Origin of the sequence: Citrobacter cronae, assembly GCF_016893685.1 — a bacterium.
Lineage (GTDB): Bacteria > Pseudomonadota > Gammaproteobacteria > Enterobacterales > Enterobacteriaceae > Citrobacter > Citrobacter werkmanii.
In genome coordinates this window covers 4213120-4229585 of the sequence record NZ_CP069763.1, presented here as the reverse complement: position 1 = coordinate 4229585, position 16466 = coordinate 4213120, and the positions used below count along the sequence as shown (strand labels likewise).

Here is a 16466-nt window from a genome sequence, read left to right as displayed (position 1 = left end):
CAATACGACCGCAAAAATGTGGCGCATATATTATTCCTGTTTGCAAATGGCCTGAGTAGAGAGAATCCCTGCGAGATTCGCAGCGTGTTCGGGCTCAGGGAGGACCACGCTGGCATGGCATTGTTGTTCACGAGCCTTACCCCATTGAATGGTTATCGGAAAGGTCGCCGGAACCCCTGCGAGGTAGACGGTGCCGGTATCATCAACGATGCCGAGAATTGAGGCATTATCGACGGAGACCATTGCACCGAAAGGAATCACTTGTCCCCTGGCATTGGTGAGATGGAGAAGCGCCCGATAACCGATGTGCGCGACAAAGTTTGCCGCCACCGCTGCGCTACGGCTTGGAATGACAGTTGTGGCAGTTGCATCGGTATCAACATCATCCGGCAGACTGGTGGTATCAATTCGGATGCTGTTTTTCTGATACGGCGTCAGGGAGGGGATGACAGCATTACCCTGCCAGTCGGTGCGGACACCGCGCTGATTCTGAAAGCGGATGCCTTTTGCCCCTTGAGCAGAGACTATGGCAAACTGATCGCCCAATGGTTGAGAAAAGGTGATGCCGTGAGGATGGGCGACAATCGCGCCGCTGGCACCCAGATTCAACTGTTGCGAGCGGTCCGATGAAGTGTAATAGCCGGCGTTCAAACTGGCGTATTGCGAGCGGTAGCTGCTGTACAGACTGCTGGTATCTTCGCCGTCGTGATTGCTGTGGCTTTGCTGCAGGGAATAGCTCAGACGCTGATCGTCAAGTAGCGTGCCGTTCAAGCCGATATTATGGCGGGTATAGCCATGTTTGCTGCTGCTGACGTTATAGGTCGACCATGCGTTGGGCAACCAGCGGCTGAGAGGCACGCTGAGTCCAAAGGCGAGCATCTGATCGTCTTGTCGATCGCTGGTTTTACTGTAGGTATAAGTCAGATGATAGCTAATCCCATTTATTGTCGTATTTACTCCGGCAGACAGGCTGCGTTCAGTTTCTGAGGTTCCCCAGTAGTCCTGCTGATAACCGTTCAGGTAGATGCTGCTGCCCAGCAATGTTTGGCTGATGCTGGCCTGAATTCGGTTGCGTTTGTTATAGCTGAACATCAGGTCATCTTCATTACCGCTGTATTTCTTATTGGCATCACTGAAGCTGTAATAGCCCTGCGTAGAATAGCGATAGCTGGCGAGCGTGAAGTTGGTGGCGGTACGCTCGATCTTGCCCGAGTAAAGCAGGCGATACGACTGCCCGGAACTTGTTTGATCATTATCCAGCGTGGCTCTGGCGGCCGTGACGTCAGCCGAAAGGGCGCCCAACTCGCCCAGTGCTATACCGATCCCGGCGTTCGCAGCCTGATAATCACCAGAAGAGGTGACTCCGCCGAACAGCGTTGCGGCATTGTTCAAACCGTAGATAAAACTGGCCTGGGCGAATTCGGGTTCTTTCTCGTCGCTGCTGCTGGCAGCCCGGTAACGGGCCGCGGTGACTTCGTATTTTATCCTGCCGGGACGTAACATCACGGCGGTGCTGGAGTAAGGTTGGGTAAAATGATGCTCTGTGCCGTCGGCTTCTTTTACCGTGATATCCAGATCGCCGCTGTTGGTTGTCGAGTAGAGATCGGAAATCTCAAAAGCCCCCGGGGCAACGTTTTGCTGGTAGATCAAATAGCCATTTTGCCGGATGGAGACTTCCGCATTTGAACTGGCGATCCCGCGTACAACGGGCGCGTAGCCACGCTGGCTAAACGGTAACATTTCGTCATCGGAGGCCAGATTTACACCTGTGTACTGAATACTGTCGAAGACATCGCCACGGGTGCTGTTTTCACCCGCGGTAAACTGGCTGCGTAGCACATCAATATCATGCTGCAGATAGGTATTAATGGCATCCCAGGCATTGATGCTTTCAGATTTGCTCCAGGTAGAATAGTTGCGTACCCGCCACCCGCCCAGGTTAAGACCACTACGCAGATTGAGGTACTGGCTGTCAGAGGTATTATGGTTACCGTCACGGGTCTGTGAACCTGAATAACTGTAATCCGTAAACAGAACCGGTACGCCGTCATCCCACAGTGACGGGTCAATACCATCCCTGGCCGGATTCGCAATGGCGGCCTGCGGCATGCTGATATTGAGCGTCATCGTGGAAAAGTCGAGCGATGATGAGGCTTGCGGGATGTAATACCCCAGAGGGTGTGGGAGAGGTACATTCGCTGGCGCATCCGCAAGTGCTGGATAGTTCTCAATTCTAACGCCCCAGTGGCGCAGCATTTCCGGCGTGAACTGTGCCTGAAGCGTACCATCTGTGGCACTTGTATAGGTAACCGGTTCTTCACCCAGCAACGTCTTATTGAGCTGTAGCCGCGAAGGCCAGGTACCGGGCAGTTGCGCATTTTCGCGGGAGAAAAGCGACAAATCGATATCCTGTTGCGAGAGTTCGTTGCCCTCCAGTGATGAAGAGGAAAAGGAATATTCCCGTGCGAAAGCATGGCCTGAAACGACAAATGCAATGCTGAGAAGACCGCGGATTAGCAGCGACAGCCTCGAAGGAGCAAACGTAGAACGTCGCAACATTAACCCCCCTTGCTCAACGGGGCCGAGTATTGTTGCGAGGCATTTCCGTAGTCGGTAATGCAATGCCAGGTAACCTGATCACCGTTAGCTTGCACGGGCAGCGGGAAAGTGGCGGTGCTGAAAGGTGCCACCATATCCGCCTTCGGAAGTGAAACTGCGCCCAAGTGTAAGCTATCGAAAACCGTATAGAAGGCGTTATTATTCGTTACCTGTAACTGGTTACCTGAACGCACAAACTGTAACTTCTCGCAGCTTTGTGCCGGTGAACCCGTAATATTTTTAGGGCGCCAGAGCAGTTTGAGACGGGTTTTATAGATTAGCCGAAGAATATTTTTACTTTCATTTTCTTTGGCGGTAGCCGGAATAGTGCGCACGTTCATATAAAACAGCGATTCTTTATTCTCTGGCAGTGGCGTGCCGTTCCAGGTGATACGCAGGCTCTGCTCTTTTTGCGCGTTGAGGCGAAAAAGCGGCGGGGTAACGATAAAAGGTCCGCGCGTCTTCTCATCCCCCGTATCGGTCCACGACTGAATTAACCATGGCAGTTGCGTGTCAGTATTAGTCAGCGCCAGCGCGACCTCTTTTTTGTTAGCGTCAAAAATAATCCGTGTGCGGCCAACCTGAATTCCACTCGCCGGACAAAAACACGAGTAAAAGAGAGGAGGGAATAATGCCACCATAATAAGGATGCGCATAAAATGGACCCGTAATAGGTTAAATATTATCGATGGTATTAAGCGCCTGGAAGTATTCCAGGCGTAAAAATAGAAAGTGTTAGCGATATAAAATATTAATTGTCATATCCGCATCAGCCGGGCCAGCGGTGACTTCTTTTGCGAACGATTTATAGCGAGCCTGAAGGTGAGCCTGAATGGTATCGGTGGACTCTGTTGATAGCGGAATATAAACTTGCCCCTCTGAACCATCGAAGGCCAACAATGTTGTTGGTGAGTTGATCGGGCTAAGTGCAATACCCACTCCGGTAGCTGCCGTCTCTCCTGCGGTCGTGATCTGACTGACGTCAAGAAGCGTATTGGACTTGGTTAATGCGGTAGGGCCATTAAAGGTTAACTGCACGGAAGTCAGACCTTCAGTCGTCACCGGACAGTCAGTCAGTTTTATATCGACATCGACAAGATCTGTTTCTGTACCTACAGTGGTAAATAATGATGTCGGCCACGTACCCAGCGGTATAGTACTGTCCGTACCATCATCTCCATCAATGACACAACTTGGTTCAATAATTTCTCCGGTAAAATGAATCGTCCCTGCATTCATTTCTGCGGCTAATACATTAAATGAATATGCTGACAGCAGAGCAAAAAATACAGCGCTTTTCTTCATCTTCATGATTTGATAATCCCTGTAAGTGTTAATATTTTATTCCATAAAAATATGGGCGTAGCTCAACGGTAATATTATTCGGCCGCCAGTATACATGAGGTTTAATCGTTGTGGAGTAGGGCGGGGTTAAGTGGGTTATAATTAAAGCTTATGATTTTTTATTTTATTATTGAGTCTGAAGGGAATGATATATAATGTGATTATGTTAAGTATTTCTTATATTGCTTTCTTCTAAAACTTAGGCGGAATTGCTATTTTTTTATTCGATTTTGTTCTGTTAACAGAGTTATGTTCGTCTTTTTTTAATGTTTCTTAATTCACAAATTAATAAATATTATGCTGTGATGGCGATTTTAGCCGCGATGAGACGGTATTGCGCAGGATCTATCCGCCGGGTAAACCCCGAAAAGAGCATGATTGCGCGGTTTTTTCTCGCCATTGCTTACGGACCATGCTGGCATGATAAGTCAGACGTAATGGGTAACGAGCACGTACTGTGGCAGAAGAAAGCGACGACGACAAAACAGAAGCCCCCACACCCCACCGACTTGAAAAAGCACGGGAGGAAGGGCAGATCCCCCGATCCAAAGAGCTGACTTCACTGCTTATTTTGCTGGTGGGAGTGTGCATTATCTGGATTGGTGGGGAGTCGCTGGCCCGCAGACTGGCTGGCATGCTGTCGGCTGGGCTACGGTTTGACCACAGTATGGTCAATGACCCCAATCTGATCCTCAGCCAAATCATCCTGCTGATTAAAGACGCGATGATTGCGCTGTTGCCGTTGATTACTGGCGTCGTTCTGGTGGCATTGATCTCACCCGTGATGCTTGGTGGCTTGATCTTCAGTGGTAAATCTCTGCAACCCAAGTTCTCTAAGTTGAATCCGCTGCCAGGCATTAAACGCATGTTTTCCGCGCAAACCGGTGCCGAACTACTCAAAGCGATACTGAAGTCCACGTTAGTGGGAAGCGTGGCCGGATTTTATCTCTGGCATAACTGGCCGGCGATGATGCGGCTGATGGCGGAATCACCGATTACGGCGATGGGCAATGCCCTGGATTTAGTCGGTATGTGCGCACTGTTGGTGGTGCTGGGCGTCATTCCCATGGTCGGGTTCGACGTTTTTTTCCAGATTTATAGCCATCTGAAAAAGCTGCGCATGTCGCGTCAGGATATCCGTGACGAATTTAAGCAAAGCGAAGGTGACCCGCACGTTAAGGGCAAAATACGCCAAATGCAGCGCGCGGCGGCACAGCGTCGCATGATGGCGGATGTACCGAAAGCGGACGTCATTGTGACCAACCCCACGCACTACTCGGTGGCGTTGCAGTATGACGAGAACAAAATGAGCGCGCCGAAAGTTGTTGCCAAAGGCGCGGGGCTGGTGGCGTTACGCATTCGTGAGATTGGCGCCGAGCATCGTGTCCCCACGCTAGAAGCACCACCACTGGCGCGTGCGTTATATCGTCATGCAGAGATTGGTCAGCAAATACCGGGGCAATTATATGCCGCCGTCGCCGAAGTGCTGGCATGGGTATGGCAGTTAAAACGCTGGCGTCTGGCAGGCGGCAATCCGCCACCACAACCTGAAAACCTTCCGGTGCCTGACGCACTGGATTTCCTGAACGAGAAGAATACTGATGGCTAATCTGGTCGCGATGCTGCGCCTGCCCGGCAACCTCAAATCCACGCAATGGCAAATCCTTGCCGGGCCGATCCTCATTCTGCTGATCCTGTCGATGATGGTGCTGCCGCTGCCGGCTTTCATCCTCGATCTGCTGTTCACGTTTAATATTGCGCTGTCGATCATGGTGCTGTTGGTGGCGATGTTTACACAGCGCACGCTTGAGTTTGCTGCATTCCCGACGATTTTGCTGTTCACCACATTATTGCGCCTGGCCCTGAACGTCGCGTCGACGCGTATCATTTTGATGGAAGGACATACCGGTGCGGCCGCGGCGGGGAAGGTGGTTGAAGCCTTTGGCCACTTCCTGGTGGGCGGTAACTTTGCCATCGGGATCGTGGTTTTCGTTATTCTCGTCATCATTAACTTTATGGTTATTACCAAAGGCGCCGGTCGTATCGCTGAAGTTGGCGCACGCTTCGTGCTGGATGGTATGCCCGGCAAGCAGATGGCGATTGATGCCGACTTAAATGCCGGACTGATTGGCGAAGATGAAGCCAAAAAACGCCGTTCGGAAGTGACGCAGGAAGCGGACTTCTACGGTTCGATGGATGGTGCGAGTAAATTCGTACGCGGAGATGCCATCGCCGGTATTTTGATCATGGTTATCAACGTGGTTGGCGGCCTGTTGGTCGGGGTGCTACAGCATGGTATGAGCATGGGCAGCGCCGCGGAAAGTTATACCTTGCTGACTATCGGTGACGGCCTGGTCGCGCAGATCCCCGCGCTGGTTATCTCAACGGCGGCGGGTGTTATCGTGACCCGCGTGAGTACCGACCAGGATGTAGGCGAACAGATGGTGACCCAACTGTTCAGTAATCCAAGCGTTATGCTGCTTAGTGCAGCGGTGCTGGGTTTGCTGGGCCTGGTACCTGGTATGCCAAACCTGGTATTTTTGATGTTTACCGCCGCATTACTCGGCCTGGCCTGGTGGATGCGTGGTCGCGAACTCAAAGCGCCTGCTGAACCTCAGCCGGTAAAAATGCCGGAAAATAACTCTGTGGTGGAAGCCACCTGGAACGATGTGCAACTGGAGGATTCACTGGGAATGGAGGTGGGTTATCGCCTGATCCCAATGGTGGATTTTCAGCAGGATGGCGAGCTACTGGGGCGAATTCGCAGTATTCGTAAGAAATTTGCCCAGGATATGGGCTTCCTGCCGCCGGTGGTCCACATTCGTGACAATATGGATCTGCAACCCGCCCGCTATCGCATTCTGATGAAAGGGGTGGAAATCGGCAGCGGGGACGCCTATCCCGGACGTTGGCTGGCTATTAACCCGGGGACGGCGGCAGGTTCGTTGCCGGGAGAGAAAACGGTCGATCCGGCTTTCGGTCTGGACGCTATCTGGATTGAGAGCGCATTGAAGGAACAGGCGCAGATTCAGGGCTTTACGGTGGTTGAAGCCAGTACCGTTGTCGCTACGCATCTGAATCACCTGATTGGTCAGTTTGCCGCTGAGCTGTTCGGGCGTCAGGAAGCGCAACAGCTACTGGACCGCGTCTCACAGGAGATGCCAAAACTGACAGAAGATCTGGTCCCTGGGGTTGTGACGCTGACCACACTGCACAAAGTGTTGCAGAACTTACTGGACGAAAAAGTACCGATTCGCGATATGCGCACCATTCTCGAAACGCTGGCTGAACATGCGCCGCTGCAAAACGATCCGCATGAGCTTACTGCGGTAGTCCGCGTTGCGCTGGGGCGCGCCATCACCCAGCAATGGTTCCCGGGTAATGAAGAGGTTCAGGTTATTGGTCTGGACACCCCGCTTGAACGTTTGCTGCTGCAAGCATTACAGGGCGGCGGCGGTCTGGAGCCTGGTCTGGCAGACCGGCTGCTGGCCCAAACTCAGGAAGCGCTCTCCCGCCAGGAAATGTTGGGTGCGCCGCCGGTATTGCTGGTTAATCACGCGTTGCGCCCGTTACTGGCACGCTTTTTACGCCGCAGCATACCGCAACTGGTGGTGTTATCGAACATGGAGCTTTCCGATAACCGCCATATTCGTATGACGGCGACCATTGGAGGTAAATAATGCGTAACTTACTGTGGCTGTTGCTTTTTCCTTTGGTGGCGCAGGCGGCCGGAGAAGGGGCATGGCAGGCGAGCGGAATGGGCATCACCTTAAACCATCGTGGTCAATCAGCCTCGTCCGCACCTCTGGTTCCCAGTCAGCCCGTCTCGGGTTTGATGACCCTGGTGGCGTGGCGCTATGCGCTTAATGGACCAACCCCTGCGGGGTTACGTGTGCGTTTATGTTCTCAGTCCCGCTGTGTCGAGCTGGACGGGCAAAGTGGCACCACTAACGGGTTTAATAATGTTCCCGCCATCGAACCGATGTATTTTGTCTGGGAAGTTCCCGGCGGCGGTCGTCTGATCCCCGCCTTACAAGTACAGAGCAATCAGGTAATAGTAAACTATCGTTAACGCCTTCCTTCATTAGGCCAGCAGCAGAAACTGCTGGCTGCTTCGCAATTTTAGCCCGCCGCTTTGATTAAAAAGAAACGCTGTTTTATAAAATTGGTGACATACGTTGCCGGACTCTTTGTGCTGTTGCCATTTCGCGAACATCCCTGGCAGAAACAGAAAGGTTTCACTTCCTGTTAGCTTTTACTGTGACCCTGTAAGGACGCCCAATATCAACGCGAGGATTGCGGGGCCTCCCAATAATGTGCAGGGGTAACGGCAATGAAGACACGTAAAATCGGACTGGTTAACTATTTTGCCTACGGTTCGGGGGATTTTTTGGGCGCAGGCACCACGGCATTAACCGCCGCCTGGCTGCTCTATTTTTACACTACGTTTTGTGGCCTGACGCCTATCGAGGCGACCTTCATTTTTGCCACCGCCAGGGTGCTGGATGCCGTGGTTAGCCCGTTAATGGGTTTTTTAACCGATAACTTTGGTTCCACCTGGCTCGGTAAACGCTTCGGGCGCCGTAAGTTTTTTATTCTGTTGGGGATCCCCTGCGTCTTTAGCTACTCGCTGATGTGGGTGGGTGACATGGGTTTCTGGTACTACCTGCTGACCTATCTGATTTTTGACGTGGTCTACACCATGATTCTGGTGCCTTATGAAACGCTGGTGCCCGAAATGACCGATGACTTCAAACAGAAAACCAAGTTTTCCGGCGCGCGTATTTCGATGGCGCAAATGTCAGCTATTCTGGCCTCGTTCTTACCCGGCGTTCTGCTGACGCTGTTTGGCAAAGATAACCCGGTGTCTTTTTTCTACGCCAGCCTGGTGTTCTCTGTGCTGTGCGCGCTGATGCTGATTTTCGTCTGGTTCTTTACCTGGGAGCGCCCACGTGCTGAGTGGACTGAAGCCGCGCTGCGAGCCGAAGAAGAGAAGAAAAAGCTGACCTTTAGCCAAAGCATGATCCGTCTGTTTGTTGAACTGAGTTCAACATTGCGCATCCGAATCTTCCGCCAGCATTTAGGAATGTATCTCGGCGGCTATATAGCGCAGGACGTTTTTAACGCCGTCTTTACTTACTATGTGGTGTTTGTGCTGATGCAGGAAGCCTCGATGGCGTCAAACCTGCTGGGAACGATGGCTATCTTCCAGTTCATTGCCGTTATCGCCATGATCCCATTGTGTATCCGCTTTGGACCCGCGCCATCATACCGGATGGTGGTTGTCCTGTTTGGCGCGAGCTCTCTCTCTTATGCGCTGCTTTACTATGCCGGGTTAAGCGATGTTTATTCTCTGTTGCTGCTGGTCTCTGCCATTGCGGGTCTGGGACGCGGCGGTATCAATTATGTTCCCTGGAATACCTACACCTATATTGCTGACGTTGACGAAGTGATTACCGGCCAGCGCCGGGAAGGGATCTTCGCCGGCATTATGACCTTAACGCGTAAGGCGTCACAAGCGGGAGCGGTGATGCTGGTTGGGATTGTCATGCAGATGTCCGGTTTTGTCTCCGGTCACAGCGTACAACCTGCGGCGGTCAGCCATACCATTTTGTTAATTCTGAGCTGCGGTACGCTAATTGTTCTGGCGCTGGGTTTCCTGGTTTCCTTACGTTTCAAACTGAACCTGCAAACCCACAGTACCCTGCGTGAAGAGACCGCAAAAATGCGGGCATCGGGACGCCCCGTGCCGGAAGGGCTCTCCGCCAAAGGCCGCGCGACCGTAGAGATGCTGTCGGGCATGCCATATGAATCACTTTGGGGCAACAACAATATTGGTTACCTGAATCGTAATAAGCCAGCAGCACCGAAACTGGAAAAGGGTGCCGCATTGAATTCGACATTGACAGAGGTGAAGTAAATGATTGTTTACCCGGTTAAACACAGCCCGTTATTGCGTCAACCAGACCATTTTATTGCCAGGGATGAATTAAAAACGTTGATCAAAAAAGTGACGCATAACCTGGTCAATATTCATGATGAGACAGGCGAATTCCTGCTGCGTCTGGACGACGGCCGCGTTATTGATACCAAAGGCTGGGCGGGATGGGAGTGGACGCACGGCGTCGGCCTGTACGGGATGTATCAGTATTATCAGCAAACCGGCGATGAAACGATGCGCGATATCATCGATAGCTGGTTTGCCGATCGCTTTGCTGAAGGTGCGACCACCAAAAACGTCAACACTATGGCGCCGTTTTTAACGCTGGCGTATCGCTATGAAGAGACGCGTAACCCCGCGTATCTGCCGTGGCTCGACAGCTGGGCTGAGTGGGCCATGCATGATATGCCGCGTACTGAATTCGGCGGTATGCAGCACATTACGCTGGCGGAAGAGAATCATCAGCAAATGTGGGATGACACCTTGATGATGACGGTTTTGCCACTGGCGAAAATCGGCAAGTTGCTCAACCGTCCAGAATATATTGAAGAGGCAACCTATCAGTTCCTGCTGCATGTGCAGAACCTGATGGATAAAGAAACGGGGCTGTGGTTCCACGGCTGGAGCTATGAAGGGCGGCATAATTTTGCCAACGCCCGCTGGGCGCGTGGTAACAGCTGGTTAACTATCGTGATCCCGGACTTCCTCGAACTGCTCGATTTACCAGAAAACAGTGCCGTTCGCCGCTATCTGGTGCAGGTCCTGCACGCGCAAATCGCGGCGCTGGCAAGGTGCCAGGATGAAAGTGGATTGTGGCACACGCTGCTGGACGATCCGCAGTCGTATCTGGAAGCGTCAGCTACCGCCGGATTTGCGTATGGGATCCTCAAAGCGGTACGTAAACGCTATGTCGGTCAAGATTATGCCGCGGTGGCCGAAAAAGCCATCAGAGGCATTGTGCAACATATCTCACCAGAAGGTGAATTGATGCACACCTCGTTTGGCACCGGAATGGGGCACAATCTCGATTTTTACCGCAATATCCCGCGGACCTCCATGCCATATGGACAGGCCATGGCGATACTGTGCCTTACCGAATACTTGCGTAAGTATTTTTGATCTCGTTGGCAGAGGGGGCTGCCGCTAACGGACCTGATTGTTGATTCACCTCTGTTTGCGCGGCATTATCCTGCGGCGCAAACAGATGATCCATGATTTGCCGCATGACCGGTGCGGCGGTAACACCGTCGCTGCCGCCGTTTTCGAGGATTAACGCCACGGCGACTTTCGGGTTCTTATAGGGCGCAAAAGCGGTATAAAACACATGGTCGCGCAAACGGACAGGAATCATTTTCGCATTGTAGGTCTGATTTTCTTTCAGGCTGAAGACCTGCGATGTGCCACTTTTCGCCGCAATGCCGTAAGGTGCGGTGTGAAAGAACTTATACCCGGTACCGTTTGGTTCATTTGCCATGCCGAACATCGCCTGACGCACCAGCCCCCAGTAGGGTGACGACGCAGAGGCGATTTGCGACGGCGGTTCAGGAGCCTGGTATGGCGTGAGGGTTTTGCCGCTTTCTTCATCGAGTAGCAGGTGAGGAGCGATGACTTTGCCGTTGTTAATCAGCGCTACCATAGCCTTTACCATCTGGATCGGCGTGGCAATCCAGTAGCCCTGGCCGATACCGACAGAAATGGTATCCCCTTGATACCATGCTTTTTTATGTACTTTCTGCTTCCATTCGCGGCTCGGGAGCAGGCCGTTATACTCCTCATCAAGATCGATACCGGTCGGTTTACCGTAACCAAACTGGCTGAGCATGCTGTTAATCCGGTCGATCCCCATCATATACGCCACCTGATAAAAGAAGGTATCGGCGGATTCTTCAATCGCTTTGGTGACGTCCAGCATACCGTGACCGGTTTTTTTCCAGTCACGATAATGTCGCTCGGTGCCGGGTAGCGTCCAGGTGGGCGCGCCGAAGAAACTGGTCTGCGGGGTGATGACGCCGTTCAGTAACGCTGACATCGCCATGTAGGGTTTGACCGTGGAGGCAGGAGGGTATAACCCCTGCGTGACGCGGTTGATTAAAGGCAGGTCTTTATCCTGCAACAGCTTGTTATAGTCCTGATAGCTGATGCCTTTGACAAACGGATTGGGGTCATAGCTGGGATTGGAGACCATCGCCAGCACGGAACCGTCGTGCGGATCTTCCACCAGTACTGCCGCACGCTGGCCCGCCAACAGACTCTCAATGTATTGCTGTAAATGTAAGTCCAGCGTCAGATGGATATCTTTCCCGGCAACGGGCGGCACATCCTTGATCAAGCGGACGATGCGTCCGTGGTTATCGACTTCCACCTCCTGATAACCGGTTTTTCCATGCAGTTCGTTTTCGTAATAGTGCTCAATACCCTGCTTGCCGATGTTGTGATCGGCGGCGTAGTTTTCTGCCAGACCTTTTTTATCCAGTGCTTTCAGATCGTTGTCGTTGATTTTTGAAACATAGCCAAGGACATGCGCCAGTGCGGCCCCATAGGGGTACTGGCGGTCTTCATAGCTATTGATATTGACGCCACTGAAACGAAACTGGTTAACCGAGAAGCGAGCGATTTCTACATCGGTCAGCGCATTTTTTAGCACTACCGGGCGATAACGGCTGCTGGATTTTAACTCATGGCGGAACTGGTCAATGTCATCCGGGGTGAGGTCAACGATCGGCGTTAGCTGCCTGATTAGGGTATCCATATCGCTGATTTTATAAGGCGTAACGGAAATGTCGTACCAGGTTACGTTGCGCACCAGCGGGATGCCGTTGCGATCGTAAATCATGCCTCGCGTTGGGGCGACGGGCAGCATTTTGATGTCGTTTGCATTCGAGCGGGTGGTGTAATACTGGTGCTGACAGATTTGTAAATTGTAGAGATTGTAAATCAGGATGCCAAAACAGATAACCACAAGGCCAAAGGCCACTATCACACGCCGCTGGAAGAGTTTTTCTTCCGCCTCAAAATCTCTGAATGTCATTGACCCGTACCCGATTAATTCGCCGCCTAATGATACGGAGGCTCAAACGGGATGACAGGCAAAAAATGTTCCATATCTCTACGGAAATGTGTCATTCCTTGTGAGTTGTTACAGATAGCCTGTTACGGAAATAAAAAAGGCCTGAGTCCGCGTTACAGACTCAGGCCTCAATCATTGCGTACTTACATACGTTCTACGGTTTCGATACCCAGCGTATCCAGACCCAGCTTCAGGGTTTTCGCCGTCAGTTGCGCCAGCTTCAGACGGCTGTTACGAATCTCTTCGTTCTCCGCGCTGAGGATAGGGCAATGTTCGTAGAAGCCGGAGAACAGACCCGCTACGTCGTACAGGTAGGCACACATCACGTGCGGCGTACCTTCACGGGCCACGACGGTGAGCGTTTCTTCAAACTGCAGCAGACGCGCAGCCAACTGGGCCTCGCGATCTTCATTGATAATGACCTGCGCATTTGCCAGCGTGCTCTCGTCGATTTCCGCTTTACGGAACACGGACAGTACGCGGGTGTAGGCATACTGCATGTACGGCGCGGTGTTGCCTTCGAACGCCAGCATATTGTCCCAGTCGAAGATGTAGTCAGTGGTACGGTTTTTGGACAAATCCGCATATTTCACTGCGCCGATACCGACCGCATTCGCCAGCTTTTCCAGCTCATCGGCAGGCATATCCGGGTTCTTCTCAGCCACCAGACGACGCGCGCGTTCCAGCGCTTCATCCAGCAGATCGGCCAGTTTAACCGTACCGCCCGCACGGGTTTTGAACGGTTTACCGTCTTTGCCCAGCATCATACCGAACATGTGGTGTTCCAGCGGCACGGAATCCGGCACATAGCCGGCTTTACGGACGATGGTCCAGGCCTGCATCAAGTGCTGATGCTGACGGGAATCGATGTAATAGAGAACGCGGTCGGCATGCAGCGTTTCGTAACGATACTTGGCGCAGGCGATGTCGGTGGTGGTGTAGAGATAGCCGCCATCTTTCTTCTGAATGATAACGCCCATCGGTTCGCCTTCCTTGTTCTTATACTCATCAAGGAATACGACGGTAGCGCCTTCGCTCTCAACAGCCAGACCTTTCGCCTTCAGATCGGCCACGATACCAGGCAGCATCGGGTTGTACAGGCTTTCCCCCATGACGTCGTCACGGGTCAGCGTGACGTTCAGGCGGTCGTAAGTTAACTGGTTCTGCGACATGGTAATGTCGACAAGTTTGCGCCACATCTCACGGAAGTACTCGTCGCCGCCTTGCAGTTTAACAACATAGCTACGGGCGCGTTCTGCGAAGGCTTCATCTTCGTCGTAATGTTTTTTCGCGTCACGGTAGAAACCTTCCAGGTCAGCCAGCGCCATCTCTCCGGCGTTTTCCTGCTGCTGTTTTTCCAGCCATGCGATCAGCATACCGAACTGAGTACCCCAGTCGCCGACGTGGTTAGCACGAATAACATTGTGGCCGAGGAACTCCAGCGTACGCACCGCAGCGTCACCGATGATGGTGGAACGCAGGTGACCCACGTGCATCTCTTTCGCTACGTTAGGCGCGGAGTAGTCGACAACAACGGTTTGTTTAGCCGGTTGGGTTACGCCCAGACGATCGGAGGCCAGCGCCTGCTGAACATGCTGCGCCAGAAATGCCGGATCGAGAAAAATATTGATAAAGCCCGGGCCAGCAATTTCAACCTTGCTGGCAATCCCGTTGAGATCCAGATGAGTCAGCACCTGCTCAGCCAGTTGTCGCGGCGCCATACCCAGTTTTTTAGCGACAGCCATCATGCCGTTGGCCTGATAGTCACCGAACTGTATTTTTGCTGACTGACGAACCTGCGGTTCGCAATCTGCAGGCGCGCCTGCAGCAATCATGGCCTGACTGACTTTTTCTGAGAGAAGAGCCTGAATATTCACCGGAATACCTTACATTTATGAAGCGGGATAAAATTCACCGCGCCAGTTTAAGAATTTAGGGCGGGAGTATACTGCAAATGCTCGTTGCCGTCAGCATTGCGAGTACAGTGCGCTGTCGGAAATGAAAGCAACGCAATAACGTATAATTATGCATATCGCGTTTGAAAAAAACAGCGGTTGGATGGCGCAGTGCAACAGAGTAAATTAGCGGCTTTGAACATGGATATGAGCTTTTATTATGGCGAACTGGCAAACAGTTGCAGAACTGCATGATATTTCCGCAGATTTACCGCATTTCACGCAGGCGTTAACAGAACTTTCCACCCGTCTTGGTCTGGATGTCACACCGCTTGAAGCCGATCACATTTCTTTGCGTTGCCATCAAAATACTACCGCAGAGCGCTGGCGTCGTGGGTTTGAGCAGTGCGGTGAACTATTGTCAGAGAATATCATCAATGGCAGACCCATTTGCCTGTTCAAACTTCATGAGCCGGTTTGCGTACTGCACTGGACATTTTCCATCGTAGAGCTACCGTGGCCGGGAGAAAAGCGTTATCCACATGAAGGTTGGGAGCATATTGAGATTGTCCTGCCGGGTGATGCACAAACGCTGAATGCGCGAGCGTTGGCGCTGCTTTCCGATCAAGGCTTGAGTCAGCCGGGCATTTTCGTGAAAACCAGCTCACCGAAAGGAGAGCGTGAGCGATTACCCAATCCTACGCTGGCAGTCAGCGATGGCAGTGTGACGATAAAGTTTCACCCGTGGTCGATTGAAACCATTGTGGCAAGTGAGCGACAGGAGTAAACATGGCCTTACTGGAAGTTTGCTGTTACAGCATGGAATGCGCGCTTACGGCGCAGCAAAACGGCGCGGATCGCATTGAGCTTTGCTCGGCGCCCAAAGAAGGGGGCTTAACGCCGTCACTGGGCGTATTGCGTTCGGTTCGTCAGCATGTTGCTATTCCCGTCAACCCGATTATCCGCCCGCGTGGAGGGGATTTTTGTTATACCGACGGTGAATTCGCGGCAATGCTGGATGATATTGCGATAGTCAGAGAACTGGGATTTCCAGGGCTGGTGACCGGTATTTTAGATGTGGATGGCAATGTCGATATGCCGCGCATGGAAAAAATAATGGCGGCTGCCGGTCCGCTGAATGTCACTTTTCATCGGGCGTTTGATATGTGCGCTAACCCACTCAATGCGCTACAAAAACTCTCTCAATTGGGCATCGCCAGGGTACTGACTTCCGGGCAAAAATCAGATGCAGTGCAAGGTTTAACAAAAATAATGGAACTTATTGCGCAGGCGGGTGCTCCAATCATTATGGCCGGAGCGGGGGTTCGCGCCTCGAATTTGTCCCTGTTCCTGGATGCTGGAGTGCAGGAAGTCCATAGTTCTGCCGGAGTATGGCTGGCTTCCCCAATGCGTTATCGCCATTCGGGGTTGTCGATGTCTTCGGATACGCAGGCGGATGAGTATTCTCGCTATGCGGTAGACGGAGCGGCGGTTGCTGAAATGAAAGCAATCATGGCACGCCATCAGGCCAGCTGATTTTTACCGTTGCATCATGTCGCCCAATATGATGCTTGCTCGTACCAGGCCCCTGCAATTTCAACAGGGGCCTTTTTTTATCCTT

At 52.2% G+C, this 16466-nt stretch carries 12 protein-coding genes; 7 read left to right on the top strand and 5 right to left on the bottom strand.

Annotation, left to right across the window (positions count from 1 at the left end; translation table 11 throughout):
* Nucleotides 1-30: 30 nt before the first annotated feature.
* The 3 genes from JSN25_RS18365 to JSN25_RS18355 all read right to left on the bottom strand — a co-directional run bounded on the left by JSN25_RS18365 (nt 31) and on the right by JSN25_RS18355 (nt 3909).
* Nucleotides 31-2559: a fimbria/pilus outer membrane usher protein gene (locus JSN25_RS18365; protein WP_204525222.1), complete on the bottom strand. Its 2529-nt coding sequence runs from the start codon at nt 2557-2559 to the stop codon at nt 31-33.
* Complete coding sequence (locus JSN25_RS18360) at nt 2559-3254, bottom strand: fimbrial biogenesis chaperone (RefSeq protein ID WP_038641463.1); 696 nt, start codon at nt 3252-3254, stop codon at nt 2559-2561. The genes JSN25_RS18365 and JSN25_RS18360 overlap by 1 nt, the downstream gene beginning before the upstream one ends.
* A gap of 79 nt (nt 3255-3333) precedes the next feature.
* Nucleotides 3334-3909 carry a fimbrial protein gene (locus JSN25_RS18355; protein WP_038641461.1) on the bottom strand — a complete coding sequence of 192 codons (576 nt, stop codon included), beginning with the start codon at nt 3907-3909 and terminating at the stop codon, nt 3334-3336.
* 490 nt (nt 3910-4399) lie between these two features.
* Here JSN25_RS18355 and flhB point away from each other — a divergent pair, with 490 nt between their 5' ends.
* The 5 genes from flhB (at nt 4400) to bglB (ending at nt 11002) form a co-directional block, all read left to right on the top strand.
* Nucleotides 4400-5551, top strand: a complete 1152-nt coding sequence (flhB, locus tag JSN25_RS18350) for a flagellar biosynthesis protein FlhB (protein WP_038641457.1) — start codon at nt 4400-4402, stop codon at nt 5549-5551.
* Complete coding sequence (gene flhA, locus JSN25_RS18345) at nt 5544-7622, top strand: flagellar biosynthesis protein FlhA (RefSeq protein WP_006684120.1); 2079 nt, start codon at nt 5544-5546, stop codon at nt 7620-7622. The genes flhB and flhA overlap by 8 nt, the downstream gene beginning before the upstream one ends.
* On the top strand, nt 7622-8014 hold the full coding sequence (gene flhE / locus JSN25_RS18340) for a flagellar protein FlhE (RefSeq protein ID WP_087856047.1): 393 nt from the start codon (nt 7622-7624) through the stop codon (nt 8012-8014). The genes flhA and flhE overlap by 1 nt, the downstream gene beginning before the upstream one ends.
* A gap of 261 nt (nt 8015-8275) precedes the next feature.
* A complete protein-coding gene (locus JSN25_RS18335; protein ID WP_087856048.1) occupies nt 8276-9862 on the top strand; it encodes an MFS transporter in 1587 nt (528 codons plus the stop codon).
* Nucleotides 9863-11002, top strand: coding sequence for a beta-galactosidase BglB (gene bglB / locus JSN25_RS18330; RefSeq protein ID WP_204525221.1), 1140 nt, complete (start codon nt 9863-9865; stop codon nt 11000-11002).
* Here the strand turns inward: bglB and mrdA are convergent.
* Together mrdA and argS are read right to left on the bottom strand one after the other, a co-directional pair.
* Nucleotides 10974-12911 (bottom strand): penicillin-binding protein 2, encoded by a 1938-nt coding sequence (gene mrdA / locus JSN25_RS18325; RefSeq protein ID WP_038641449.1) that lies wholly within the window; start codon nt 12909-12911, stop codon nt 10974-10976. The genes bglB and mrdA overlap by 29 nt on opposite strands.
* Before the next feature lie 182 nt (nt 12912-13093).
* Nucleotides 13094-14827 carry an arginine--tRNA ligase gene (gene argS / locus JSN25_RS18320; RefSeq protein WP_038641447.1) on the bottom strand — a complete coding sequence of 578 codons (1734 nt, stop codon included), beginning with the start codon at nt 14825-14827 and terminating at the stop codon, nt 13094-13096.
* 238 nt (nt 14828-15065) lie between these two features.
* On the opposite strand from argS, the gene JSN25_RS18315 reads away from it, so the two are divergent.
* Both JSN25_RS18315 and cutC read left to right on the top strand, forming a co-directional pair.
* Nucleotides 15066-15632 (top strand): VOC family protein, encoded by a 567-nt coding sequence (locus tag JSN25_RS18315; protein WP_038641445.1) that lies wholly within the window; start codon nt 15066-15068, stop codon nt 15630-15632.
* Nucleotides 15633-15634: 2 nt separating this feature from the next.
* Nucleotides 15635-16381: a copper homeostasis protein CutC gene (gene cutC / locus JSN25_RS18310; protein ID WP_204525220.1), complete on the top strand. Its 747-nt coding sequence runs from the start codon at nt 15635-15637 to the stop codon at nt 16379-16381.
* Nucleotides 16382-16466 lie beyond the last annotated feature (85 nt).